Genomic DNA, 23,944 nt, shown 5'->3' on the forward strand with positions numbered 1-23,944 from the left:
CTGCGGCGGTTCGCGCAAAGGCCGGTGGCCTTCGATGTCTCCCGTGCGGCGCACAGCATGCCGCTGTGCGAATCATGACTGCCGGGCCAATCCTGCATGGCGGCCGGCAGCGCGTTTGTTTGCTTCCTGGTGTTGCTTCAGCTTGTTGCTTCGGTTTATTGCCTGAACTGCGACTGCGTTGCTGCTGGGTCCGACTGTATTACGAAGCTCGCGGGCTGGCCCATCCGGGCCTGCCCCGAGCTTTTGCCACCGCCGCCGGCAATTGGCAATTGCATCAGCGGCTCTGATAAATATCGACGTCGAAATACTGCTTCTCGAGCTTCGCGAAGGTGCCGTCCTTGTGGATGTCGGCGAGCGCCTTGTTCAGCATCGCCTTCAGATCGCCGTCTTCCTTGCGCACGCCGATGGCCGTGCCGTCGCCGATCGTCTTGGCGTCCTTCACTTCCGGGCCCGCCCACGCGAAGTCGTTGCCGCGCGGCGTCTTCAGGAAGCCGGAATCGGCCTGCAACTCGTCCTGCAACGCGGCGTCGAGACGCCCCGTCGCCAGATCCGCGTATACCTGGTCCTGGTTCTGATACGGCACGATCGTCACGCCCCTGGGCTCCCAGTACGCCTTCGCGTACGCTTCCTGCGTCGAACCCTGCTCGACGCCGACGTGCTTGCCCTTCAGCGATTCCGCCGTCGGCAGCAGCGGCGAGCCCTTCTTCGCGATCATGCGCGCGGGCGCGTCGAACAGCCTGTCGGAAAAGTCGATCTGCTCGCGGCGCTTGTCGGTGACGGTCAGCGACGACACGATGATGTCGTACTTCCTGGCCTTGAGCGCCGGGATGATGCCGTCGAGATCCTGCGCAATCCACACGCACTTCACGTTCATCTTCGCGCACAGCGCTTTGGTCAGATCGACGTCGAAACCGACCATCTGGCCGCTTGGCGCGATCGATTCGAACGGCGGATAACTGGCGTCGACCCCGATGCGTACGGTTTTCCATTCTTTCGCCATGGCTCCCGAAGCCATGACGGCGAGCGCCACGCACAGTGCGTACTTCTTCATGTTTCTCCTGACTTCCGGTCGCCGCGGTGCCTGCTCGCGGTGACGACAGTCGCTTGCGCCCGGCCGTCGCCATTCTAGGCGGACAAAAATGCGTTGCCTGAACTGGCGGCGGATCGTTTCGGTGCTGCTGCGGCCCGTCCGGACGCGACCTGCGCGCCGACCCATTCCAAAAAGCGCGGTATTTTACCCGAACCGGCGGGCGGTGCCAGTAGTCTCAATGCGGAAAAAGCCCTTTGCCGCCAGAGACATGCGCGTGCGCCGAGGCGCTGCGGCACGCCGCCGCCGCGTCTGCGGCGGTGAGACGGCCGATGCGGGGTGCATCGTACGGTCTTATGCCATTGCCGTCATTTCTGAAACGATCCGGTGCGGTGGCGCGGGTTGTTCTGACCGTGCGCAGCCCATACATTCCCTCCATCGCCAATTTTCACGGGAGAGTCAGATGATCAGGATCCGTCGTTCCGACGAGCGTGGCCACGCCAACCACGGCTGGCTGAACGCGAAGCACAGCTTTTCGTTCGCCGACTACTACGATCCCGAGCACATGCATTTCGGTCCGCTGCGCGTGATCAACGAGGATCGGATCGCCGCGGGGCAGGGCTTCGGCACGCACGGCCATCGCGACATGGAAATCGTCACTTATGTACTCGACGGCGCATTGTCGCACCGCGACAGCCTCGGCAACGGCTCGACGATCCGTCCGGGCGACGTGCAGCGGATGAGCGCGGGAACGGGTGTGATGCACAGCGAGTTCAATGGCTCTCAGGACGACCCGCTGCATCTGCTGCAGATCTGGATCATTCCGAAGCGCACGGGCGATGCACCCGGCTACGAGGAAAAGCGCTTCGAAGACGCCGACAAGCGCGGCCGGCTGCGGGTTGTGGCGTCGCCGGAAGGTCGCGACGGTTCGGTGACGATTCACGCCGATGCGTCGATCCATGCGGGTCTGTTCGATGGTGCGGAACGCGCCGAGTATGCGCTCGATGCGGGGCGCCAGGCGTATGTGCACGTCGCGCGCGGCGCCGTCACCGTCAACGGCGAGGCGCTGAAAGCAGGCGATGCCGCGATGGTCACCGATGCCACCCGCGTCACCGTCGAAAACGGCGAAGGCGCGGAAGTGCTGCTCTTCGATCTGGGACAGTTGCGGTAACCGGAAAGCCTTGCCTTGATCCATAGGGACGTAGCATGAAAAACGCCACGGAAGTTGTCTTCCGTGGCGTTTTCCTTTTTACGGCCGATCCGACTTATCACGGCTTCACAGCGGAAGCCGCCGCGTCGCCGCGATGCTTTTCCCAACGCTCGCGCATCTTGTCATGACGCTGCTCCATCTTCGCGAAGTGCTGCTTGAGCGCGGTGCTGACGGTGGTCTTCTGCTGGTCGTTCAGACCGTTGTAGAAGTTGAGCCATGCCGTTGCCGTCTGTTCGCGCAGTTGCGCATCCTTCTGCTCGATTTGCTGATGCGAGGCGTGCATCGCGTTCAGGTCGAGGATCGGCTGCTGCTGCAACTGCTTGAACTGCTGGCGCATCTGCTCGTGATTTGCGCGTTCGGCCTCATGGCTCTGCTTCATCGTGTCGAGCGCGGCCTGCCATGACTTTTCCTGGTCCGCGTTCAGCTTCAGTTGCCCGTGCAACTGGTTCAGTTCCTTCATGAAGCCGCCATGATGCCAGCCCGGACCGCCGTGGCCCATGCCAGGACCGCCGGGGCCGTCCGACGGCTGCGCGGCGAAGGCAGACCCGAGACTCAATGCAAGCGATGCAGCGGCAACGGCGAGAAAGCGTGATGTTTTTTTGGACATTACTGTGCTCCTTGATCAACTAGCCGACGATGCCGCCCGTCTCGAAGGTGAACCGGCGTGCATTCGGTAAGGCACAGCGTAGAGGCATCGAACGAAGGCCGTGTTACGCGTATCCTCGCGGAAGTTACGCGACATTACGTGCGCCTTTCGCGGTAACACCCGGTAACCCTTTCGGGGCCGGGTGGAGCGGAAACGCCTCGGGGCGCGCGTTACACTTCGAGACATGGCTACTCAAATTCTTGTCGTCGACGACGACGTCGAACTGCGCGACCTGCTGCGCGACTATCTGGCTCGCCAAGGCATCGAGGTTTCGGTGCTGCATGACGCCAGTTCCCTGGAACGCCGTATCGAGCGCGAACGGCCGGATCTGATCGTGCTCGATCTGATGATGCCGGGTGTCGACGGCCTCACGGCGCTGCGCAAGCTGCGTGCGTCGGGCGACGATATTCCCGTCATCATGCTCACCGCGCGCGCCGACGACGTGGACCGCATCGTCGGATTGGAACTCGGTGCGGACGATTACCTCGGCAAGCCGTTCAACCCGCGTGAACTGCTGGCGCGGGTGCAGGCGGTGTTGCGCCGCCGCAAGACGCTGCCGTCGGCGGCGGCGCCCGAGCAGCGCGAGCCGTTTGCGTTTGGCCGCTTCACGCTGGACTTCCAGTCGCGCACGCTGCATCAGGAGGGCAAGCCGCTCACGCTGTCGGGCAGCGAATTCGCGCTGCTCAAGATTTTCGTCAACAACCCGATGCGCACGCTCACCCGCGAACGTCTGCTCGAACTGCTGCACGGCCCCGAGTACGACGGTACCGACCGCGGCATCGACGTGCAGGTATGGCGCCTGCGCCGCATTCTCGAAACCGATCCGTCGGTGCCGCGCTTCATCCAGACAGTGCGCGGACGCGGGTATGTGTTCGTCCCGGATGGCGAGCAACATGCGTCGTCCAATTGATTCGTTGTTCGGGCGGCTCGCGCTGCTCGTGGTGTGCGTGTTGCTGGTGTCGCATTTCGCGTGGTACCTGCTGGTCCGCTTCGAACGGAATCAGTCGCAGACGCGCTATGCCGTCGAAGAGGCCGTGTTCCTCGTCGACGCGGTGCGCGATCACGTAAGACGCGAGCCGGATCAGCCGCTGCCGTCGCGCGTGCGCCTCGTCGATCCCGCCAGCACCGACGTCCCGCCCGAAGTGCCCAACCTGCCCGCGCCGCTCAATCGTTTCGTCGACGACGTGCGCGATCGTCTGCCCACCTCGACGCAGGTGCGCGTCGGCACGCCCGGCAAGCCGCCCACGCTGTGGGTGCGCGCGGCGAGCGACGCCAGCTGGATCGTCGTGCCCGTGCAGCCGCTGCGTCCGCCGCGCTCGCTCGACCGGATGGTGCTGTGGCTCGGCATCATTTTCTCGGCGGGCGTGATGGCGGCGCTGTTCGCCGCGTGGCAGCTACAGCAGCCGTTGCGCTCGCTGGCGCAGGCGGTCAGCCGTTTCGGGCGCGGTTTGCCCGTGCCGCCCGTGCGCGAGCGCGGTCCGCGGGAGTTGCGGCAACTGACGCACGGCTTCAACCAGATGGTGCAGGAAGTCGCGCGCACCGAGCATGACCGCGCGGTGATGCTGGCGGGCGTCGCGCACGATCTGAAGACGCCGCTTGCGCGTCTGCGGTTGCGCGCCGAGATGATGGAAGAAGCGAAGATGCGCGACGGCGTCGTGCGCGACGTGGATTCGATGACGCACATCGTCGAGCAGTTTCTGGTGTTCGCGCACGACGGCGCGGATCGCAGCGAACCCGTCGAAGTGGACGGCCAGTGCGAGCGCGTGGTGCGCAGCTATCGGGCCGTTTCGGGCGGCGCGCCGACCGTGCAGACCGATCTGCGCGCCGGCGACGGGTTCAGGCTGCCGGCCGCAACGCTCGACCGCATCCTGTCCAATCTGCTCGACAACGCGCATGCGTACGGCGCGCCGCCCGTCGTCGTCGCGACGGCGCGCACGCCGCAAGGCTTCACGCTGACGGTCACCGACAACGGCAGCGGCATTGCCGCACAGGATCTGATCAACGCGAGCCGTCCGTTCGTGCGGCTCGATCCGGCGCGCGGCGGCAATGGGCATAGCGGTCTCGGCCTGGCGATCGTCGAGCGGCTCGTGCGGCGTGCGGGCGGCGAATGGCAGATCGGCAACAACGATACGGCGAGCGGCGCGGCGAACGGCGGGCGCGGCTTGCGCGTGCTGATGACGTTCCCGCTGGAATCGGTGTCGCGTACAGCGGCGGCGTCGGAAAGCGTCTGGTGAGTGCATGTGCCGCGCAGTCCATCTGCGCGGCGTTGCAAGAAAGAAGAAGAAAGAGAAGAAGCGGGGCGGACATCACGCGAGATCTCGCGTGAGACCCCGCTCGGAACAGCAATGCGCTCTACTCGGTGAAGAGCGTGTTGAGCGCGGCGGCGGCTTCGCTGTCCACCGTGTTCCACGTCACCGTGTCGGCCTCGAAGATGTAGTGCGTCGTGTACTTGCCAAGACGCGCGAGGATTTCCTCCTGTATCACTTCGGGCGCCACGTCCAGTTTCAGATACCACGCGGTCGACGACAGGCGCGTCTGAAACGCGCCGTACTCTGCGAGCAGATGATCGAAGGCGTCAGCGTCCTGATCGCGGCAGACGATGACCAGATTTCCCTTCATGCGAACCTCCGGGGGAGCGAAAAGCGGTGATCACAACTTTCGTACGAAAGCCGATGATACCTGCTTGTGCTTCGCTTGCCCGGCGGCGTCGACACGCGCGATGCCACGCGCATCGCTGCGCATCGTTTCCTTTTTGCAATCGGGTTCGACTGAAGCTGCCGGTCACCACGCGCTGGCGGGCGCGCGTGTGGGCGGTGCGGTGTCGTCGGGCGGCACCGCTTCGCTGCGGTCGCGGCCACCCTGTTTCGCGGCGTAGAGCGCCTGGTCGGCGCGGCTGATGATGCGCTCGGGCAGATCTTCCGCCGACAGTTCCGTGATGCCGATGCTCACGCTCAAGCCCACCGACTGCGGCAGCTTCGTCGACGGCATTGTTTTCAGCCGCACGCGCAGGCGTTCGACCACTTCGAGGCCGGTGCCGAGCGCCGTGGTGGGCAGCAGGATGCCGAATTCTTCGCCGCCCAGCCGTCCGATCGCGTCGCTGCCGCGCAGTTCGGTGCGGCAGGTGTCGACGAAATGTTCGAGCGCCCGGTCGCCGGCCGCGTGCCCGAAGCGGTCGTTGATCTGCTTGAAGTGATCGAGGTCGGCGATCGCCATGCACAGCGGTTCGCCCGTCGCGCGGGCCCGCTCGATCTCATGACGCAGCAGGTCGAGGAAGTAGCGCCGCGACAGCGCACCCGTCAGCGCATCGTGACGGGCTTCCGCCGACAGCAGCGTGTTCGCCGACTGCAGTTGCTCGGCGAGCACACGGGTCGCGCGGTGATGGCGCCGCTCGCGCAGATACGACACGGTGATCACCCACGCGAGCGCCACCGTGCCCGCGAGCGTCAGGAACACGAGCAGATGATCGCGCTTGTGATTGCGCATCAGCTCGGGCCATGCGACGAGCGGATCGACGAGATGCGCCGACAGACCGGAGTTCAGTCCGCTGCGCGACTGATAGAGCGTCGGGATCGGCTGGCCGGGCATGTCGTACAGCTGGTCGGCGATCTCGGTGGGCACCCACGGCGCATCGCCGCGCACCTGGCTCTTCACGGGCTGAATCTGAACGGCCGGAAACTGCTCGCGGTGATAGGTGCTCATGCGTTCGGCCGGCTTCATCTGCGTGACGCGCGAGTTGGGCATTGCCTGGCCTTCGAGCGCGGCGTTGTGCGCCATGATGATCACGCCGTTGTCGTCGGTGACGAAGGTGCCCGAGTGCGCGACCCAGTGGCGCAGCCGCGCGATGCCGACCTTGGCGACGATCGCGCCGACCAGCAGCCCGTCGTCGTACACGGGCGCGGAGATGAAGATGCCCGGCTCGCCGCTCATGCGGCCGACGCCGTAGGCTTCGCCGAAGGCGCCGAGCAGGGCGTTGGTCAGATAGCTGCGCGAGCGCATGTCGAGGCCGACGAACGAATGCGCGTTCTGCGCGTTGCTCGCGGCGACGCACAGGCCGTTGGCGTTGACCAGCCAGATGATGTCGAGGCCCGAGAAGCCCTGGGCGTCCCGCAAAAAGCCGTCGATGCCCGCCAGTTCCGGGGATTTCAACAGGTCCTCGCGGTGCGCGGGTTCCAGGTCGATGCCTGAAGCGGCATAATTCTGCGAATGCGTCAGCGCCTGCTGAATCACGCCGAGTTCGGCCATCGTCGCGGGTATGGCCCGGGACATTGCCAGGTCGCTCGCGATCACTTCGGCCATGTTGTAGACGATCGAGGCGGACATTTGCCGCTGCTGGCGCAGTGCAGTGTCCAGTTCTTGCTGTACCATCCGGTCCGCGACCAGGCCGGATGCGAACCAGCATGCGAGCACGACCAGTACGAAACTGGCCGGTCCCAATGCCTGGCGCAAGGTTGTCCTTTTCATCGACCCTCTGATCCGTCTGACTGATTCATGCAACAACGTCTCTCGTTGCAACGCGCCGGCGCTGGGCCGCTCCTGTCGATTCTGGCCGTGCGCCGCACGGAGCCAGGATGATGCGCCGCGCCGCCGTCCTCGTCGCCGGCGGCCAGCAGATTTCCGCCGCTTTCCGATTTTAACCGCCGCGCGGCCCGACGCCAGTCAGGATTTGCGCGTGCGAAAGTCCCGTGTGGGGTATTAACGGCCTCTGGCGGCACTTTCTGAATAGCAACAAAGCCAATCGGATGTGGCTCGGGCGCGACGGTCTGGCGAGAGCGGGGCGCAAGCCCGGCGCTTGCGGCATGTGGCCTGCTGCTTACAGATCGGTTCCGGGAACCATTCAAAGTGACATTTGAATGTCAACGGTTGTTTCTGTCACACAGGTTGTAGTAGTGTCGTGCCGTCCAAAATGAGGAAAGCTCGCCGGCCTGCTGGCGGCGGCTCGCGCAACACGATCGCGCGAGCCGTGAGTGCAGGCCCGCACGGGGCGCCGCGCAACGTATTCGTCGCCGGCCAATGCGTATTCAACGCCAACGATTTACCGCGCATTTGCGTTTTGCCATGCCTGAATTCCGCTTTCCGGATCGAACCTCGGACCGTCGCGCCGCCGCGACCCATGACGGCGCGGGCGTAGCCAACACGGCTTGCTGCATGGCCGCGTGCCGCCGCGAAGGGAGGGCCGTCTGATGGATCTGTTCAGCTTTACCCTGAACCGCACCGCCAACGCGTCGGCCTGGCGGGTGCTGCCCAATCGCTGGGACTTCATTGCGTTCCCGCTGATCATCTGCCTGATCGCGATGGCCGTCGTCGGCTTCCACGAGACGATGGCGCCCATCTCGACGCTGCAGAGCGCGCCCATTTCGCTCGATCCGTCCAATCTCCCCGAGTACGCGCTGCGCACCACGCTGCGCATGCTCGCCGCGATGGTGGCGTCGCTGGTCTTCACGCTCGTCTACGGCACGCTCGCGGCCAAGAGCCGCCGCGCGGGCCAGGTGCTCGTGCCGATTCTCGACATCCTGCAGTCGGTGCCCGTGCTCGGCTACATCTCGTTCACGGTGACGTTCTTTCTGGCGCTCTTTCCGTCGCGCGTGCTGGGCGCCGAACTGGCCGCGATCTTTGCGATCTTCACCAGCCAGGCATGGAACATGACCTTCAGCTTCTATCAGTCGCTGCGCACGGTGCCGCGCGATCTGGACGAAGTGTCGAAGGGCTTCCATCTGACGTCGTGGCAGCGCTTCTGGAAGCTGGAAGTGCCGTTCTCGATGCCCGGCCTCATCTGGAACATGATGATGTCGATGTCGGGCGGCTGGTTCTTCGTGGTGGCGTCGGAAGCGATCACGGTGGGCAATCACACGATCACGCTGCCGGGCATGGGCTCGTATCTGGCGCAGGCGATCACCGAGAAGAACATGCATGCGATCGGGTGGGTGATCCTGACGATGACGGTCGTGATCCTCGCGTACGACCAGTTCCTGTTCCGTCCGCTCGTCGCGTGGAGCGACAAGTTCCGCATGGAGAACACGAGTTCCGGCGACGCGCCTGAGTCGTGGCTGCTCGACCTGATCCGCCGCACGCGCCTGATTCACCGCCTGCTCGTGCCGATCGGCTGGATGTTCGCGAAGGCGGCGCGCGTGCCGATCCGCTGGCCGCGAGTCGGGCCCGTCAAGTTTGCGAAGCCGGCTGCGCTCAGGCCGTCGAAGACGGGCGATATCGTGTGGGCCGTGATCGTCGTGCTGGTGACGGCGTTCGTCGTGTATCGCGTGGTCGCGTATGTGCGCACGGGCGTCACGCTCGATGAAGTCGGCCATGTGTTCGTGCTGGGCCTGCTCACGCTGCTGCGCGTGACGTTGCTGATCGCGCTGGCTTCCGTGGTGTGGCTGCCCGTCGGCGTGCTGATCGGCCTGCGCCCGGCGCTCGCCGAGAAGATCCAGCCGCTCGCGCAGTTCCTGGCGGCGTTTCCCGCGAACCTGCTGTTCCCGGCGTTCGTGATCGTGATCGTCAAGTTCGATCTGAACCCGGACATCTGGCTCTCGCCGCTGATCGTGCTCGGCACGCAGTGGTATATCCTGTTCAACGTGATTGCGGGCGCAAGCGCCTATCCGAACGACTACAAGGAAGCCGCGAAGAATTTCCGCATTCGCGGCTGGCAATGGTGGCGTCAGGCGATGCTGCCGGGCGTGTTCCCGTACTACGTGACGGGCGCGATCACGGCCTCGGGCGGCGCATGGAATGCGAGCATCGTCGCCGAGGCCGTGCAGTGGGGCGATACCAAGGTCGCTGCGCATGGACTCGGCGCGTACATCGCGCAGTACACGGCGGCGGGCGACTATCCAAAGATCATTCTGGGCATCGCGGTGATGTCCCTGTTCGTGTCCCTCTTCAATCGCGTGTTGTGGCGTCCGCTGTACGCCTACGCCGAAAGCCGTCTGCGGCTCGATTGAGATTCATTGAAGGCATAACGCGATGCAAAATCCGAAAACCGTAACGGCCGCCACGCCCGTCCAGACGCCGCCGATGCCCCCGCGCCTCGGCGAAGAAATTCTGCGCGTCAAGGACGTGTGCCGCGGCTTCAACAAGACGCAGGGCGAGCTGCTCGTTCTGGACGACGCCAATCTGTCGCTGCGCGAGGGTGAGATCGTCGGCCTGCTGGGCCGCTCGGGCTCGGGCAAGTCGACGCTGTTGCGCATCATCGCCGGGCTGATCGAGCCGACCGACGGCGAAGTGACCTACATGGGCAAGCCGCTCAAAGGCCCCGCCGAAGGTGTCGCGATGGTGTTCCAGACCTTCGCGCTGTTCCCATGGCTGACCGTGCTGCAGAATGTGGAAGCGGGGCTCGAGGCGCTCGGCGTCGGCGCGCGCGAACGCCGCGAGCGTGCGCTCGCCGCGATCGACCTGATCGGTCTCGACGGCTTCGAGAACGCGTATCCGCGCGAGCTGTCGGGCGGTATGCGCCAGCGTGTCGGCTTCGCGCGCGCGCTCGTGGTCGACCCGACGCTGCTGCTGATGGACGAGCCGTTCTCGGCGCTCGACGTGCTGACGGCCGAAACGCTGCGTACCGATTTGCTGGACCTCTGGACGCAGGGCCGCATGCCGATCAAGTCGGTGCTGATCGTCACGCACAACATCGAGGAAGCCGTGTTCATGTGCGACCGGATTCTCGTGCTGTCGTCGAATCCGGGTCGCGTGATCGCCGAGATCAAGGTGCCGTTCAAACATCCGCGTAACCGTCTGGACCCGGCGTTCCGCCGTCTCGTCGACGACATCTACGCGAAGATGACGGCGCGTCAGACCGACGAAAAGACCAAGAAGGGGCTGGAGCTGCACAGCTGGCTGCCGCATGTGTCGACCAACCTGATGGCGGGTCTGATCGAAACGCTCGCCGCCGCGCCGTATCACGGCCGCGCGGACATGCCGGAAATCGCGCGCTCGCTGCACCTCGAAGTGGACGATCTGTTCCCGATCGCCGAAGTGCTGCAGCACCTGGGCTTCGCCGACGTTCGCGAAGGCGACATCTTCCTGACGCCGCCGGCGCGCGTGTTCGCCGAGTTCGGCACGCAGGAACGCAAGCTGATGTTCGCCGACCACCTGCTCAAGCACGTGCCGCTCGCGGCGCGGATCAAGAAGGTGCTGAACGAGCGCCCTGGACACCGTGCACCTCGCGTGCGTTTCGAGCAGGAGCTGGAAGACTTCCTGTCGGACAGCGCCGCTGAAGAAACGCTCGACGCCGTCATCAACTGGGGCCGTTATGCGGAAATCTTCTCGTACAACGACCAGACGGAAATCTTCAGTCTGGAGGACGTCGAGTCATGACGCAGGACTGAGTGGCCCGTGCGTTCGCGCTTGCGAGCAATGAAAAAGGGGAGCCGCGGCTCCCCTTTGTTCTTCTCGCGCCGAACGACGCGCGGCGTTATTGCAGATTGCCCCAGCGATCAACGGCCGGTTCCGCCGATGCCCATTTCCAGTAGCCCTTGTTGTCCTGCTGGCAGGCGCTTGCCGTGTACCAGTAGACCTTCGAGTCGGGCTTGTCGCCGTCGACGACCGAGAACAGGAACTCCTTGCAGATCGCGAGCGACGATGCGAATGCGCGCGTCACGCGCACCTGGCCGTGGCCATTTTCGATGGGCAGCTGGTGCTTGACGCTCCAGTCGCGCGTTTCGCCGACGGGCATCGCGCCCGCGAGCGCGGCGATCACGTTCTGCTGATCGCTGTGCATCACGCGCAGATAGTGCACGACGGCTTCGTCGGTGGCGGCCTGCACGACGATGCCGACGCCGATGCCCACCGCCGGGTTGGCCGTGACGATACCCGTCGCCGCACCGGCGCCCGCGCCCGCCGCTGCGCCGATCGACGCCGAACTGCAGCCGCTGACGATGGCGCCCGCGCCGATGCACAGCGCGCTGACCAGCGCGAGCCGCGCGGCCGTCGCAGCGCTTACGCGTCCGAGTATTTCGCGTGCGCTCATTGCAGCGAGCCCCAGCGCTCGGTCGCGGGTTCGGCCGACGCCCACTTCCACGCGCTGCCGTCACGGCAGATCGACGCGACATAGAACGCGCTCGATGCGGGCACGTTCTTCGTCGCGGTCTTGTCGACGGAGAACACGATCTCCTTGCAGTCGAGTTCGCCCGCGCTGATCGTGCGGCTGACGGTCACGCGGCCATGCTCGTCGTCTTCGAGCGGCACCGAATGCGTGATGCTCCACGGCGCGATCGCGCCGACCGCGAGCGGGCCGGCTGCCACGGCGATGCTGTCCTGAGTGTTGCGATGGATCACGCGTTCCGAGTACTGCACGCCCGCGCGCGCTGCTGCGACTGCACCAAGGCCGATACCCGTCGCGACAGCGGCATTGTTGGTGACCTTCGCGGCAATGGCCGCGCCGGCGATACCGGCGCCCGCCGTGGCGCCTTCCGTGTAGAGCGAACTGCAGCCGCTCAGTGCCGAGGCGAGGGCGACAGCCAGTACTGCGAACGGCATGACGCCCGGCAGGTGAGAAGGCCGACGGGTTACGGGCTGTGTGGAGTGTTTGTCGCGATGCGTTGCTTTTTGCATGTGTTCGTCATTGCTCCTGCTCGTGCCTTCGGGCGCCAGGAGCGCGCCGGCGCGAAGGCAGGGCTACATCTGATTTTTCGCTGCGGCATTGTGCAGGATGCGTTTTGTAATTGGCATAGGGAAAATGCAAGCAATTGCAAAAGATGCTGCGAGGCCGTGGTCTTTCTGGTTGGGCAGCGAGCAGTTCGCATGCCTGAACGAGGCGCGCGAGGTCGTGCGCGCGGCGTTCAGACGGAGGAGGGAGGCAACTTGAATCGAAGCCGCTCACGGAGGCGGCGAAGAGCGGCGCGGCGCAGGAAACGCGCTACGAGCGCGCACATCGGTGCGATGTGCGCGCCGGTGCAAGATCAATTGTCGTCGGGATTCGACTCTTCGTCGCCGTACGTGCTGAGCCGGTTGTACAGCGTCTTGAGACTGACGCCGAGCGCTTTGGCGGCGCGCCGCTTGTCGCCGCCGCAGTACTTGAGCGTGCCGAGGATGATCTGCTTCTGCGCATCGGCCAGCGGCGTGCCGATCCACACGCTCATCGAGTCGCCGACGGTGACGGGCTTCTTCACGCGCGACATCAGATGCGGATGCGGCAATTCCACTGCCTTCTCAGCCAGAATGAACGCGCGATACACCGCGTTCTTCAGCTCGCGTACGTTGCCCGGCCAGGACCAGGTGCGCAGCGTTTCCATCGAGCGCTTGCTGAAGACCTTGTTCGTGCCTTCCTGGCGATTCAGCTCGTCGAGAAAATGCAGCGCAAGCAGTTCGCGGTCGCCTTCGCGTTCGCGCAACGGCGGCGCGCGCAGCGGAAACACGGCGAGCCGGTACATCAGGTCTTCGCGCAGTCCGTTTTCCTTGACGGCGATTGCCGGGTCGCGATTGGTCGCGGCGATCACGCGCACGTCGCCGCGAATCAGCTCGGTGCCGCCGACGCGATAGAAGGTGCCCGTTTCCAGCGCGCGCAGCAGTTTCACCTGGCGCACGGGCGCCATTTCGGTGATTTCGTCGAGAAACAGCGTGCCGCCGTTTGCGTGCTCGAAATAGCCGATGCGGCCTTGGACCGCGCCCGTGAAACTGCCTTTTTCATGGCCGAACAGTTCGGCCTCGATCAGTTCGTCGGGAATCGCGCCGCAATTGACGGCGACGAATGCGCCGCCCTTGCGTGCGCTGTGCTCGTGAATCGTGCGGGCGATCAACTCCTTGCCCGTGCCCGATTCGCCGATGATGAGCGCGGTCGCGTCTGTCGCGGCCACGCGGTCGATCTGTTCGTAGAGATCCAGCATGACGGGCGACGAGCCGAACAGCGTGCCGTAAGACTTCAGTCCCGGGACGTTGTCGACCGCGCGTTGCCTCGCCTGCGATGCACCGCCGCCTTCGGCTTCGGTGGCGGGCGAGTCCAGATCGGTTGACGACATAGCGAAGGGTGTCCTGTGCAATTTCGGATAGGTGTCGTGAATGGCGCAGGCCAGTATCGAGTGCGTGGATTGCCTTGTAGAGTGGTCCACTATCTCATAAAAGGCAATTTAACCACTGGCGCGCCATTTCCGGCAAGGCGCATGCAAGTTTGGGCGTTCGCTGGCAATTCGCAAACGTTGGCGTACGATCGACACGCGATGCCGGCAAAACTTGCATCGATGCGAAAAGCATCGGCAAGTTTGTCCGCCTTTCAAAGTCCTTTGCACTGTGGATCGGCGCCGCTGTGGCGCGGAACTCGGCCGGCGCGCATGGATCGCATCAGGGCGCCGGGAACGACCGTTGCGAAGTACGTTCAAGGCACGAAGGCTGCCTTCAGGGTACGAGGGCTGCCACATGACGCCGGAACCGACCCCCGTCGAAACAGGACAAATCCGGTCCCCGCGCCAAAAAGGAGATTGCGATGACGGAAACCACTGAACAGCTCGCCTTGGGCCGACAAAAAATTGTCCAGGATCTCAGCGTGCTGTTGACCGATTCGGAAGAAATGCTGCGGCTTGCGGCGGCCGTGCCGGGTGAAGGTATCGAGGCATTGCGCGGGCGGCTTCGCACGCATGTCGATTCCGTGCAGCACGCGCTCGCCGATGCGCAGACCTCCGCGCAGCGGCGCTACCGCAGCGCGACCGTCCAGACGGAGCGCTACGTGCGCCAGAACCCGTGGCAATCGCTGGGCGTTGCGGCTGGAATCGGCTTCTTGCTCGGCATGCTCGCTGCGCGCTGAACTGCGCCGACGCGCGGTGCGGTTCGGTGCGCAGCGCCTATCCCATTCACGACAACCAGGAGTTCAAGATGGCACGACCCAAAATCGGCGTATTCGGCGCTCTGTTCGCCGTGGGCGGCGTATTGGCATGGCGCTGGGTGCAAAAACAGCGCGCTGGGCAGCAGCCGCTCGCGCGCGATCTGACACGTTGGGAAGGCGAGGGCGGCTCGGTGACGGATCCCGCGCAACCGGCGCCGGGCTCCGAGATGGCGCCGGCGACGCATCTGCGTAACGGCAACGGGGCCGATCACGGCGATGCCTGGCCGTTTCCGCGAAGCTGAGCCTCCCGTCCGCGGCGCGGCGGACGTTCGTGCGCCGCGCTCTATGCGAAGTTGATGTTTTTTCGATATGAGGCCGTATAATGAGCAAAAACCACAACAATACGTGCCACCACTAGAAAAAATTACGTCAATTGTTGCGTGGATGCGTTAATTCGGAAAGTCTTTCCGGTGAGGCGTCCGCCGACGCGAGGCAGGCGTATGCTTGGATTCGCGGCGCGCGGACGCTTTTGCCGTTGCGACTTGCCGGCGGAACGCACGCCGCGCGTGTTTACTTTCAGCACTTACGAGCTTTCCATACGCGATGCCACATGTATTGATTGTCGATGACGATTCGAGCACCCGCGAAGCGCTTGCGGCGATCATCGCGGAAGACGGGCTGACGACGGCGACGGCAGGCGACCTGCGCGAAGCACGCATCCAGCTCGTGCGGCAGATGCCGGACGTCGTGTTTACCGATCTGAAGCTGCCCGACGGCACGGGCGTCGACCTGTTCGAAGATCTCGATCCGCGTTCGGGCGTCGAGTTCGTCGTGATCACAGGACACGCCACGGTGGAATCCGCCGTGAGCGCGCTCAAGATGGGCGCCGCCGACTACCTCGTGAAGCCGATCAACATGCAGCGCGTGAAGGCGATCCTCGCGCGTCTGCCGCGTGCGGGCGACCTGAAGGCCGAAATCGGCACGCTGCGCGGCGAGCTTCGGCGCATGGGCCGCTTCGGGCTGATGCTCGGCAACTCGGCCGTGATGCAGCAGGTGTACGACCAGATCAGCCGCGTTGCGCCCACGGCCGCGTCGGTGATGCTGGTCGGCGAATCGGGCACGGGCAAGGAAGTCGCTGCGCAGACGCTGCATCAGTTGAGCCTGCGCCGCAAGCACGCGTTCCTCGCCGTTAACTGCGGGGCAATCTCGCCGAACCTGATCGAATCGGAAATGTTCGGCCACGAGCGTGGCGCGTTCACGGGCGCGGACCGTCAGCACAAGGGCTATTTCGAGCGCGCGAACGGCGGCACGCTGTTCCTCGACGAAATCACCGAAATGCCGATCGAGCTGCAGGTGAAACTGCTGCGCGTGCTGGAGACGGGCATGTTCATGCGCGTCGGCACGACGAAGGAGATCGAGACGGACGTGCGCCTGATCGCCGCGACCAACCGCGATCCCGAGCAGGCCGTGCTGGAAGGCAAGCTGCGTCTCGACCTGTATCACCGCCTGAACGTGTTCCCGATTAGCCTGCCGCCGCTGCGCGAACGGGGCAAGGATGTCGAACTGCTCGCGCAGTCGTTCCTCGACGAACTGAACGAGCAGCACGGTACGAAGAAGCACTTTCCGCCCGCCGTGCGGGAGATGCTGCTGTCCTACCCGTGGCCGGGTAACGTGCGCGAGCTGAAGAACTACGTGCAGCGCGCGCACATCATGTCCGGCACGGATTCGGACAGCACGGCCACGGTGCCGCTGCAGATTTCGCTGTCGAAGCCGACGGCGGGTACGGCGATCACGATTCCGTTCGGCACCTCGCTCGCCGAAGCCGACCGTCAGCTGATTCTGGCGACGCTCGAGCAATGTGGCGGCGTCAAGACGCGCGCCGCGGAGATTCTCGGCATCAGCCTGAAGACGCTCTACAACCGGCTCGTCGAGTACGGCAACGATGCGGGCCGCGCCGAAGGCGACGACGTCAGCGACGAGCCGCAAGCGCTCGGCAAAGCCGACGCCTGAGCGCGTGGAACGAATCGCGTGGTATTGGCGCCGCCCGTCCCGACGGACGGCGTCAAAACGGCACATGCCTTGCTGATTTGAGTTCGAGCAGTCGAAAGCGCCCAGGCGACGACGACAGCGAACGAAAACAGGGAGCCCATCATGCCGGATCACGACGCCGTCTTCGATATCTACGCGCACCGCCCCGAGCCCACCATTCCTGAGTCGCCGCCCGAGCCGGGGCCGGAGCAGCCGGGTCAGCCCGACACGGTGCCCGATCCGACGCGCGAACCCGTCGACCCCGATACGCCGGCCATCGGCGATCCGCCGCCGCAACCGTCGCAAACACCGCATACGAATGGCGGCATGACGCTGCTTCCCGACCTGTGACGCGCCGTTCTTTCGAAGGGCGGTCGCGCGGGCCACATTCAGGGCGACGCCGGCGCAAATCGCGCGCCTGAAACCTGTACCCGTTACAAAACCGCCGAACTTTTTACCGGCAAATTACGATCGTCGGCCTAGACTTAGGTGATGCGGCCCGGGCGACCCCCCGTCCGGGCACAGGCCTTCCCCTGGAGGCGTCCATCATGAGACATCCCGCATTGCGGCGCTCCGCGCGCCATTCGAAGCGCGACCAGCGCCCAGCCAGCGGCACGGGCAATCCGCCGAGCGCCCCGGATCCGGCGCACGAGAACCGCGCCGCGCCCGACGCCCCGCCAGACGGGGATCACAACCAGGGCGGCACCCGCCAGGAAGGGCTGGATTACCAGCGCGACCTGGGCTCCGAACAGGACGCCTGAAGTCATTTTTCCGGCCCGTTCGGACCGGTTCGTCGAGCGAAAAATCTGCTGCGCGCATGCTTGTTGACAGCGTGTTTTTGCTCGTCTGTCACATTTGCATACATTTTTATTCTGCGACTTTCGACAAAACGGCATAGGTCTTGCGTGCCGTAAGCAAAGTATCACCGCATGTACAGTCAACTGAAATGAGGTGGAGCCGCAATGAGCAGATTGATCGTCGTATCAAACCGCGTCGCGCCGACTCAGGAAGGACGCCCCGCAGCGGGCGGTCTCGCGATCGGAGTGCTGGATGCCCTGAAGGAAACGGGAGGTGTGTGGTTTGGATGGAGTGGCGAGATCGCCGCCGAGCCGTCGACGCCCGTCATCGAGAAGCAGGGCAACGTGACCTACGCCACCGTGGGACTCACCAAGCGCGACTACGACCAGTACTACCGCGGCTTTTCGAATGCGACGCTGTGGCCGACCTTCCACTATCGCAACGACCTGTCGCGCTACGACCGGCAGGAATACGCGGGTTATCTGCGGGTGAACGTGACGCTCGCGAAGCAGCTCAAGGAACTGATCAAGCCCGACGACATCATCTGGGTGCACGACTATCACTTGCTGCCGTTCGCGCGCTGCCTGCGCGATCTCGGCGTGAAGAATCCGATCGGCTTTTTCCTGCATATCCCGTTTCCCGTGCCGGAAGTGATGCGCACGGTGCCGCCGCACGAAGAACTCGTGAAGTGCATGTGCAGCTATGACGTGGTCGGCTTCCAGACAGACGCGGACCGGCAGTCGTTCGTCGACTACATCGAGCGCGGCCACCACGGCACGTCGAGCGACGAGAACATGATTCACGCGTACGGCCGCTTTTTGAAGGTTGCCGCGTATCCGATCGGCATCTATCCCGATGCGATCGCGAAAGCCGCCGAGCAGTTCACCGACCGCAAGCAGGTGCGCAGCATGCGCGACGCGATGCGCGGCCGCAAGCTGATCATGAGCGTCGATCGGCTCGACTATTCGAAGGGTCTCGTCGAGCGTTTCCAGGCGTTCGAGCGCCTGCTGCAGAACGCACCAGGCTGGCATGGCCGCGTGTCGCTCGTGCAGATTGCTCCACCGACGCGCGCCGACGTGCAGACGTACCAGCGCATCCGTCAGAACCTCGAAGGCGAAGCGGGGCGGATCAACGGCCGCTTCGCGCAGCTCGACTGGACGCCGATCCAGTATCTGAACCGCAAATACGAGCGCAATCTGCTGATGGCGCTGTTCCGTCACTCGCAGGTCGGCTATGTAACGCCGCTGCGTGACGGGATGAACCTCGTCGCGAAGGAATACGTCGCGTCGCAGGATCCCGCGGATCCCGGCGTGCTGGTGCTCTCGCAGTTCGCGGGCGCCGCCGAGCAGTTGCCCGGCGCGCTGGTCGTGAATCCGTTCGATCTGTCGCAGATGGCCGAGGCGCTGGAGCGCGCGCTGTCGATGCCGCTCGCCGAGCGCCAGGCGCGGCACGCGGACATGATGGCGCCGCTGCGCGTGAACAATCTGTCGGTGTGGCGCGATACGTTCCTCGCCGACTTGCGCCATGTCGCGACGGCTTCATCGGTGACCGAGAAGGCCGTCAAGCGCGCGGACGTGACAGCGTGACGTAGCGCGTCTGAAAAGCGCGCGTATTTCCCGACGGCAGCCCATCGAGGCTGCCGTTTTCGTTTCCAGTCCGCCCAGGCGAAGGCTTCAGGCCTGCTGCTGGCTCAACTCGGCGAGCGGCACGGGCGTCTGACGCGGATCGAAATCCGCCCACTTGCCGCGCTGCCAGCGGCCCGTCGCGCGTTCGATGTCGGCGCCGCCCGCTTCGCGAAGGATGCGCGCCGCGTCCATCTGATTCTCCGGGCTCACATGCACGGCGACCAGTACCCCCGAGTTGCGCAACTCGTGATGCACGACGTCGTGATGTTCGTGCGGCTGGTTGCGCGCGGAGGCCATCTTGCCCACGAGCAGGCCCAGATACGCACCGACGCCCGCAGCGATCACGACGACTGGCGTCGATGCTGCAAACGCCGCGAACACCGCGACGCCGATCACGGCGCCCGCGACGGCGCCGATCGTCATCGCGTGGTGATGGCGATGCAGCGCAGGCGGCGGCGCGGATGAGATCGTGGTGGGTGCGGCTGCGTGTTCGTCGAGCGAATGGCGCGCGTGCTGGCCGCGCGGATTGACGAAAAACAGCGTGACGTCTTCCCCGAGGAAGCCCTTGTCGAAGAGCGCTTGCGCGGCGTCCTCGGCGGCGGGGAAGGTGGTGAATCGTCCAGCGACGATGAGTGACATGGCGCCCCCTATCGTGCAACAAGCGGTGCAAAAAACGGATGTTCGAAGACAGAGCGAAACCTTCGCCGGATACCGCGATGGACGGCGGCCGTCGAAGGCTTCGTCTACAAGGATAGGCGGAAAGTGCGCGGGCGGAAGTTGCGCGTCACGCGCCCGCGGGTGTGCTATGCGCGACGCGCAGCATGCTGACGCAGGCGCCCGCGCCCGCAAAGCAGGCTGCCACGTACAGCGCGATCACGGGGCCATGCTGCGGCGCGATGCCGAAAATCAGCGCGACCAGCGCCGAGCCGAGCGTCTGCCCGGTCAGGCGCGCAGTGCCGAGCATGCCGCTCGCGCCGCCGCTGCGATGACGCGGCGCGGCGGACAGCATCGTGCGGTTGTTCGGCGACTGGAAGATGCCGAACCCGAGGCCGCACAGCGCCATGCGCCACACGATGTCGAACGGCGACGGATGCGCGCCGAGCGTCGCGAGCAGCAGCAGGCCGGCCGCGAGCGCGGCGAGCCCGAGGCCGCCCAGCCAGCCCGCCGAGAGCCGGTCGGACAGCACACCCGACAGCGGCGCCGCGCCGACGATCACCAGCGGCCACGGCGTCATCAGCAGGCCCGTTTCGACCTGAGACATGCTGAGATTGTTCTGCAGCAGGAACGGCAGCGATACGAACGCGAGCATCTGCGCGCAGAACGAGCACACGGAGGTGCCCACGGACAGCGCGAAGATGGGAATGCGCAACAGATCGACGGGCAACAGCGGCGCGGACTGCGTCACCTGCCGCCGCACGAAGAAATAGCCGATCACGACTGCGCCGATCAGTTCGACGGCGACATAGCCGTAACGCTCGCCGTGCCCGAGACCGTCGACGGCGAAGATCAGGAGGCCGAACACGAACGCGTTCATCACCGCGCTGGGATAGTCGTATGGCGACGGATGCGGTTCGTTGCGCGGCAGCGCGCGCAGGCCCACCGCGACGGCCGCGACGCCGATCGGCACGTTGATCGCGAACAGCCACGGCCAGGTCGCGACGGCGAGGACACCCGACGCGACCGTCGGTCCGACGGCCGACGAAATCGCCACGACCATCGCGTTGATCGCGATGCCGCGCCCAAGCCGCGACTTCGGATAGATCATGCGCACCAGCGCCGTATTGACGCTCATGATGCCCGCCGCGCCGAAGCCCTGAATCACGCGAGCGAGCGCGAGTGTCGGCAGCGACGTGGCGAGCGCGCAGCCGAGCGACGCGACTGTGAACAGCACCAGGCCGCTCAGATAGACGCGTCGGTAGCCGATACGGTCGCCCAGCGACGACAGCGGCAGCAGCGAGATCGTCACCGACAGTTGGTACGCGTTGACGACCCAGATCGAGCTTGCGGCGCTCGCGTTCAGGTTGCGCGCGATGGTCGGCAGCGCGACGTTGGCAATCGCGCTATCGAGGACGGCAAGTGTGATGCCGAGCGCGACGACGAGAATCGCCCAGTAACGCTGGGGGAGAGGGAGCCCCGGTTCGGCTTCCGGCGCGGCCGCGGCGGAGGTGCCCGCAAATTGCGAGGCGCCCGATGCAGCGCGGTTGTCCGTCGACGAAGATGCTTGCATTGTGTTGTTGTGATGAGCGGCGGGGCGATCGGGTCCGGGCGGTCGTCGCGCTGTGACGCAGGCCGATCGCGTCGGCCGGGCGTGCAGCGCGCGGCGCATGCCCGGCAGTGCGGATCCTGGCGATAAGGTGCCGCTACTTGAGTTCGTACAGGCCTGTGTACGTGGCCGAATCGATTTCGTTCAGATGCGTCATATAGCGGGCGACGGCGTTCGTCGTGTCGGCGGCGAGGGGCAGGTTCGTCACCTTCAGCGCATGAATGCGGAAGATGAAGCGATGAGGCTTGTCGCCGCGCGTCGGCGCTGCGCCGCCGAAGCCGACCGAGCCGTAGTCATTGCGAAACTGCAGCGCGCCGGACGGCAACAGGCTGCCGTCCGCCTTGCCCGCGTTGCGCGGCAGCGAGCGCGCGTCGGCAGGGAGGTTGACGACGACCCAGTGCCAGAAACCGCTGCCCGTGGGCGCGTCGGGATCGTAGACGGTGAGCGCGAGACTTTGCGTATCGGCTGGCGGCGCGTCCCATTGGAGCGCGGGTGAAACGTTCTCGCCGTCGCCCGCGACGCCGAACGATTTGTCGTTCATCTCCTGCGCCTTCGACATAAAGCCGTTGGCAGGAAAGTCGTCGGACCAGATCCGGAAATCAGCCATCGTGCGCCTCCTTCAGTGGGTGGTTCCAGGATGGACGGGAGCCGCTGTGAGACCGCATAAGAGACTGCGTTCGAAGCTCCAGTGAGCCAATCGAGTGTAGCACCGGCGCCGTGCAATGTTCGCCGCGCGGAAAGCGCTGACGGGCTTTCCGTTCACGGTCGCGTGGCGCAATGTCAGGCGCGTTCTTCGTGCAGCGGCGCGTCGCCGTGCAGCCAGTCGACCAGCCGTCGCAGCACGCCGTCGATGTCCCGGTTCGCTCCGCGCAAGGCGCATTCCCACACCGTCGCGACGCGCCAGCCGCTATCGAGCAGCGCGGCCTGCGCTTTCGCGTCGTTCGCGCGATTGCGGCCGATCTTGTCGCGCCAGAATTCCGGCCGCGTCTGCGGCCATTTGAAGAGATGACAGTCGTGACCGTGCCAGAAACAGCCGTGTACGAAGATGACGGCGCGATAGCGCGGCAACACGATGTCGGGGCGGCCGGGCAGATCGCGTGCATCAAGCCGGAAACGGAAGCCGCGCCTGTGCAGCAGGCTGCGGATCAGGATTTCGGGCTTGGTATTGCGTCCGCGAATGCCGGACATCATCCGGCTGCGCGTGGCTGCGTCGACGACGTCGACCATCAGGCCGCCAGCTCTGCCGTCTTCGCCGTCTTCGCCGTCTTCGCGTCGCGCCCGGCGCGCGTCAGCGCGAGCACATGCGGCAGCATGATGCGCGCGACTTCGCGCATCACGGGCACCACCACACTGTTGCCGAACTGGCGGTACGCCTGGGTGTCGCTGACGGGGATGCGATACGTGTCGGGAAAGCCCATCAGCCGCGCACACTCGCGCGGCGTCAGGCGGCGCGGGCGCAGCTTCTCGCCCTGATACACGAGAATCTCGCTGCCGTCCTTGTGATAACGCGCCGAGAGCGTGCGCGTCACGCTTTGCGGATATGCCATTCCGTAGCCGAAGCCGTTGCCCGCCGCGCGATGCTTGTCGGCGTAGTTCTGCAGATAGGTCCACAGCTTGGGCGTCAGCGTGTATTTCGGCTGCACGTGGCGTGCGGCGTGATCGAAGAAGCGGTCGCCGTCCCACGGCAGCGCGGGTTCCGTGCCGTCCGTCCGATGCAGGATCGACGCGAGCCGCGGACCTTCTTCGGGCAGGCGCAGGTCGTCCCACGTAAAGGACGTCTTGCCGCGAAAGCCAACGATGATGATCCGCTCCCGATGCTGCGGCGTGAAATGCGCGCCGTCGATCACGCGGTAGTGCACCTCATAGCCGAGTTCGTCGCGAAGCGTCTGCAGGATCACGTCGAAGGTGCGGCCTTTATCGTGCGACAGCAGGTTTTTTACGTTCTCTAGCAGAAACGCAGCAGGACGACGCGTGGCGATGATGCGCGCGACATCGAAGAAGAGCGTGCCTTGCGTCGCGCATTCGAACCCGTGCGGCCGGCCGAGCGCATTTTTCTTGCTGACGCCCGCGATCGAAAACGGTTGACACGGAAAGCCGCCGAGCAGGATGTCATGCTCGGGGACGGCCTCGGCGGGAAACGTGACGATGTCGCCGATCAGCGTGTGCTGGGGCGCGGCGTCGCCGGAGTTTTCGCCGAAGTTTTCCCGATAGGTCTTCTGCGAGAAATCGTTCCACTCGCTGGTGAACACGCATTGGCCGCCGTGGGCCTCGAAGCCCATGCGGATGCCGCCGATGCCGGCGAACAGGTCGATGAAGTGCACGCGCGATCCGTCGTCTGCTTGCCGGCCGGCGCTGCGCGCCGTCGCCGCGTGCAGCAGCGCGTGCAGCGCTGGTTCGAGCATCGCGGGACACGGCGTGTCGCCCTTTTCCCAGCGGCGCACCGTCTTGATGTCCTTGCCGACATGCGCGGCGATTTCTTTTTGTGTGAAGCGGGTGCGCGCCTGCTTCAGCAGTTCAAGCGGTGAAGCCTGAGTCACAGGAGTCCTTGCTGGGTATTTTTGCGGACATTATGACCTATGAATGTCCCCAATTTGCGACCGTCTGGTG

Annotated in this window: 23 protein-coding genes; 11 read left to right on the plus strand and 12 right to left on the minus strand. The window is 65.0% G+C overall.

What is annotated here, in order from left to right; translation table 11 throughout:
• Positions 1-274 precede the first annotated feature (274 nt).
• Positions 275-1,051: an ABC transporter substrate-binding protein gene (locus tag G3N95_RS33105; RefSeq protein WP_205974314.1), complete on the minus strand. Its 777-nt coding sequence runs from the start codon at positions 1,049-1,051 to the stop codon at positions 275-277.
• Between the two features lie 439 nt (positions 1,052-1,490).
• Here G3N95_RS33105 and G3N95_RS33110 point away from each other — a divergent pair, with 439 nt between their 5' ends.
• Positions 1,491-2,198 carry a pirin family protein gene (locus G3N95_RS33110; protein ID WP_205974315.1) on the plus strand — a complete coding sequence of 236 codons (708 nt, stop codon included), beginning with the start codon at positions 1,491-1,493 and terminating at the stop codon, positions 2,196-2,198.
• Between the two features lie 97 nt (positions 2,199-2,295).
• Here G3N95_RS33110 and G3N95_RS33115 read toward each other — a convergent pair whose 3' ends face one another.
• The gene (locus G3N95_RS33115) at positions 2,296-2,844 is read right to left on the minus strand and encodes a periplasmic heavy metal sensor (protein WP_205974316.1); all 549 of its coding nucleotides are present in this window, start codon (positions 2,842-2,844) and stop codon (positions 2,296-2,298) included.
• A gap of 223 nt (positions 2,845-3,067) precedes the next feature.
• On the opposite strand from G3N95_RS33115, the gene G3N95_RS33120 reads away from it, so the two are divergent.
• The gene (locus G3N95_RS33120) at positions 3,068-3,793 is read left to right on the plus strand and encodes a response regulator (protein ID WP_205974317.1); all 726 of its coding nucleotides are present in this window, start codon (positions 3,068-3,070) and stop codon (positions 3,791-3,793) included.
• Complete coding sequence (locus tag G3N95_RS33125) at positions 3,777-5,117, plus strand: ATP-binding protein (protein WP_205974318.1); 1,341 nt, start codon at positions 3,777-3,779, stop codon at positions 5,115-5,117. Before G3N95_RS33120 ends, G3N95_RS33125 begins: the two co-directional genes overlap by 17 nt.
• A gap of 118 nt (positions 5,118-5,235) precedes the next feature.
• On the opposite strand, the gene G3N95_RS33130 is transcribed toward G3N95_RS33125, so the two are convergent.
• On the minus strand, positions 5,236-5,502 hold the full coding sequence (locus G3N95_RS33130) for a hypothetical protein (protein WP_012401539.1): 267 nt from the start codon (positions 5,500-5,502) through the stop codon (positions 5,236-5,238).
• Between the two features lie 162 nt (positions 5,503-5,664).
• The gene (locus G3N95_RS33135) at positions 5,665-7,344 is read right to left on the minus strand and encodes a sensor domain-containing diguanylate cyclase (protein ID WP_205974319.1); all 1,680 of its coding nucleotides are present in this window, start codon (positions 7,342-7,344) and stop codon (positions 5,665-5,667) included.
• Between the two features lie 719 nt (positions 7,345-8,063).
• Here G3N95_RS33135 and G3N95_RS33140 point away from each other — a divergent pair.
• Positions 8,064-9,818, plus strand: coding sequence for an ABC transporter permease subunit (locus G3N95_RS33140; RefSeq protein WP_205974320.1), 1,755 nt, complete (start codon positions 8,064-8,066; stop codon positions 9,816-9,818).
• A gap of 22 nt (positions 9,819-9,840) precedes the next feature.
• Positions 9,841-11,187, plus strand: a complete 1,347-nt coding sequence (locus G3N95_RS33145) for a nitrate/sulfonate/bicarbonate ABC transporter ATP-binding protein (RefSeq protein ID WP_201660866.1) — start codon at positions 9,841-9,843, stop codon at positions 11,185-11,187.
• Positions 11,188-11,284: 97 nt separating this feature from the next.
• Here the strand turns inward: G3N95_RS33145 and G3N95_RS33150 are convergent, their stop codons facing one another.
• The 3 genes from G3N95_RS33150 to G3N95_RS33160 form a co-directional block, all read right to left on the minus strand.
• Positions 11,285-11,839 (minus strand): hypothetical protein, encoded by a 555-nt coding sequence (locus G3N95_RS33150; RefSeq protein WP_205974321.1) that lies wholly within the window; start codon positions 11,837-11,839, stop codon positions 11,285-11,287.
• Positions 11,836-12,348 carry a hypothetical protein gene (locus G3N95_RS33155; protein ID WP_241019092.1) on the minus strand — a complete coding sequence of 171 codons (513 nt, stop codon included), beginning with the start codon at positions 12,346-12,348 and terminating at the stop codon, positions 11,836-11,838. The genes G3N95_RS33150 and G3N95_RS33155 overlap by 4 nt, the downstream gene beginning before the upstream one ends.
• A gap of 422 nt (positions 12,349-12,770) precedes the next feature.
• Complete coding sequence (locus tag G3N95_RS33160; RefSeq protein WP_205974322.1) at positions 12,771-13,826, minus strand: sigma-54 dependent transcriptional regulator; 1,056 nt, start codon at positions 13,824-13,826, stop codon at positions 12,771-12,773.
• Positions 13,827-14,287: 461 nt separating this feature from the next.
• Here G3N95_RS33160 and G3N95_RS33165 point away from each other — a divergent pair, with 461 nt between their 5' ends.
• From G3N95_RS33165 to otsA, 6 genes are all read left to right on the plus strand, one after another.
• Positions 14,288-14,605 carry a DUF883 family protein gene (locus G3N95_RS33165; RefSeq protein WP_205974323.1) on the plus strand — a complete coding sequence of 106 codons (318 nt, stop codon included), beginning with the start codon at positions 14,288-14,290 and terminating at the stop codon, positions 14,603-14,605.
• 68 nt (positions 14,606-14,673) lie between these two features.
• Positions 14,674-14,925, plus strand: coding sequence for a hypothetical protein (locus G3N95_RS33170; RefSeq protein WP_205974324.1), 252 nt, complete (start codon positions 14,674-14,676; stop codon positions 14,923-14,925).
• A gap of 301 nt (positions 14,926-15,226) precedes the next feature.
• Positions 15,227-16,633 (plus strand): sigma-54 dependent transcriptional regulator, encoded by a 1,407-nt coding sequence (locus tag G3N95_RS33175; protein ID WP_205974325.1) that lies wholly within the window; start codon positions 15,227-15,229, stop codon positions 16,631-16,633.
• Positions 16,634-16,774: 141 nt separating this feature from the next.
• Complete coding sequence (locus G3N95_RS33180; RefSeq protein ID WP_205974326.1) at positions 16,775-17,002, plus strand: hypothetical protein; 228 nt, start codon at positions 16,775-16,777, stop codon at positions 17,000-17,002.
• Between the two features lie 197 nt (positions 17,003-17,199).
• Entirely contained in the window at positions 17,200-17,412 is a 213-nt protein-coding gene (locus tag G3N95_RS33185; protein WP_205974327.1) for a hypothetical protein, read from the plus strand.
• A gap of 201 nt (positions 17,413-17,613) precedes the next feature.
• Entirely contained in the window at positions 17,614-19,035 is a 1,422-nt protein-coding gene (otsA, locus tag G3N95_RS33190; protein WP_205974328.1) for an alpha,alpha-trehalose-phosphate synthase (UDP-forming), read from the plus strand.
• An 87-nt stretch (positions 19,036-19,122) separates the two neighbouring features.
• Here otsA and G3N95_RS33195 read toward each other — a convergent pair whose 3' ends face one another.
• The 5 genes from G3N95_RS33195 to dcm form a co-directional block, all read right to left on the minus strand.
• Positions 19,123-19,713, minus strand: a complete 591-nt coding sequence (locus G3N95_RS33195) for a hypothetical protein (protein ID WP_205974329.1) — start codon at positions 19,711-19,713, stop codon at positions 19,123-19,125.
• Positions 19,714-19,858: 145 nt separating this feature from the next.
• Positions 19,859-21,301, minus strand: a complete 1,443-nt coding sequence (locus G3N95_RS33200) for an MFS transporter (protein WP_205974330.1) — start codon at positions 21,299-21,301, stop codon at positions 19,859-19,861.
• 133 nt (positions 21,302-21,434) lie between these two features.
• Positions 21,435-21,944, minus strand: a complete 510-nt coding sequence (locus tag G3N95_RS33205) for a YbhB/YbcL family Raf kinase inhibitor-like protein (RefSeq protein WP_205974331.1) — start codon at positions 21,942-21,944, stop codon at positions 21,435-21,437.
• A 173-nt stretch (positions 21,945-22,117) separates the two neighbouring features.
• Entirely contained in the window at positions 22,118-22,564 is a 447-nt protein-coding gene (locus tag G3N95_RS33210; protein WP_205974332.1) for a very short patch repair endonuclease, read from the minus strand.
• The gene (gene dcm / locus G3N95_RS33215; protein ID WP_205974333.1) at positions 22,564-23,874 is read right to left on the minus strand and encodes a DNA (cytosine-5-)-methyltransferase; all 1,311 of its coding nucleotides are present in this window, start codon (positions 23,872-23,874) and stop codon (positions 22,564-22,566) included. Before dcm ends, G3N95_RS33210 begins: the two co-directional genes overlap by 1 nt.
• Positions 23,875-23,944: the final 70 nt, after the last annotated feature.

This window comes from Paraburkholderia sp. Tr-20389, from assembly GCF_017104565.1.
GTDB lineage: Bacteria > Pseudomonadota > Gammaproteobacteria > Burkholderiales > Burkholderiaceae > Paraburkholderia.

Bases quoted from the DNA above. Each gene is read 5' to 3' on its own strand.
- G3N95_RS33170 (WP_205974324.1), top strand. From the start codon at position 14,674: ATGGCACGACCCAAAATCGGCGTATTCGGCGCTCTGTTCGCCGTGGGC.
- G3N95_RS33165 (WP_205974323.1), top strand. From the start codon at position 14,288: ATGACGGAAACCACTGAACAGCTCGCCTTGGGCCGACAAAAAATTGTC.
- G3N95_RS33140 (WP_205974320.1), top strand. From the start codon at position 8,064: ATGGATCTGTTCAGCTTTACCCTGAACCGCACCGCCAACGCGTCGGCC.
- G3N95_RS33180 (WP_205974326.1), top strand. From the start codon at position 16,775: ATGCCGGATCACGACGCCGTCTTCGATATCTACGCGCACCGCCCCGAG.
- G3N95_RS33155 (WP_241019092.1), bottom strand. From the start codon at position 12,348: ATGCCGTTCGCAGTACTGGCTGTCGCCCTCGCCTCGGCACTGAGCGGC.
- G3N95_RS33150 (WP_205974321.1), bottom strand. From the start codon at position 11,839: ATGAGCGCACGCGAAATACTCGGACGCGTAAGCGCTGCGACGGCCGCG.
- G3N95_RS33105 (WP_205974314.1), bottom strand. From the start codon at position 1,051: ATGAAGAAGTACGCACTGTGCGTGGCGCTCGCCGTCATGGCTTCGGGA.
- G3N95_RS33125 (WP_205974318.1), top strand. From the start codon at position 3,777: ATGCGTCGTCCAATTGATTCGTTGTTCGGGCGGCTCGCGCTGCTCGTG.
- G3N95_RS33130 (WP_012401539.1), bottom strand. From the start codon at position 5,502: ATGAAGGGAAATCTGGTCATCGTCTGCCGCGATCAGGACGCTGACGCC.
- G3N95_RS33115 (WP_205974316.1), bottom strand. From the start codon at position 2,844: ATGTCCAAAAAAACATCACGCTTTCTCGCCGTTGCCGCTGCATCGCTT.
- G3N95_RS33185 (WP_205974327.1), top strand. From the start codon at position 17,200: ATGAGACATCCCGCATTGCGGCGCTCCGCGCGCCATTCGAAGCGCGAC.
- G3N95_RS33200 (WP_205974330.1), bottom strand. From the start codon at position 21,301: ATGCAAGCATCTTCGTCGACGGACAACCGCGCTGCATCGGGCGCCTCG.
- G3N95_RS33120 (WP_205974317.1), top strand. From the start codon at position 3,068: ATGGCTACTCAAATTCTTGTCGTCGACGACGACGTCGAACTGCGCGAC.
- otsA (WP_205974328.1), top strand. From the start codon at position 17,614: ATGAGCAGATTGATCGTCGTATCAAACCGCGTCGCGCCGACTCAGGAA.
- G3N95_RS33135 (WP_205974319.1), bottom strand. From the start codon at position 7,344: ATGAAAAGGACAACCTTGCGCCAGGCATTGGGACCGGCCAGTTTCGTA.
- G3N95_RS33175 (WP_205974325.1), top strand. From the start codon at position 15,227: ATGCCACATGTATTGATTGTCGATGACGATTCGAGCACCCGCGAAGCG.
- G3N95_RS33145 (WP_201660866.1), top strand. From the start codon at position 9,841: ATGCAAAATCCGAAAACCGTAACGGCCGCCACGCCCGTCCAGACGCCG.
- G3N95_RS33195 (WP_205974329.1), bottom strand. From the start codon at position 19,713: ATGTCACTCATCGTCGCTGGACGATTCACCACCTTCCCCGCCGCCGAG.
- G3N95_RS33210 (WP_205974332.1), bottom strand. From the start codon at position 22,564: ATGGTCGACGTCGTCGACGCAGCCACGCGCAGCCGGATGATGTCCGGC.
- G3N95_RS33110 (WP_205974315.1), top strand. From the start codon at position 1,491: ATGATCAGGATCCGTCGTTCCGACGAGCGTGGCCACGCCAACCACGGC.
- G3N95_RS33205 (WP_205974331.1), bottom strand. From the start codon at position 21,944: ATGGCTGATTTCCGGATCTGGTCCGACGACTTTCCTGCCAACGGCTTT.
- G3N95_RS33160 (WP_205974322.1), bottom strand. From the start codon at position 13,826: ATGTCGTCAACCGATCTGGACTCGCCCGCCACCGAAGCCGAAGGCGGC.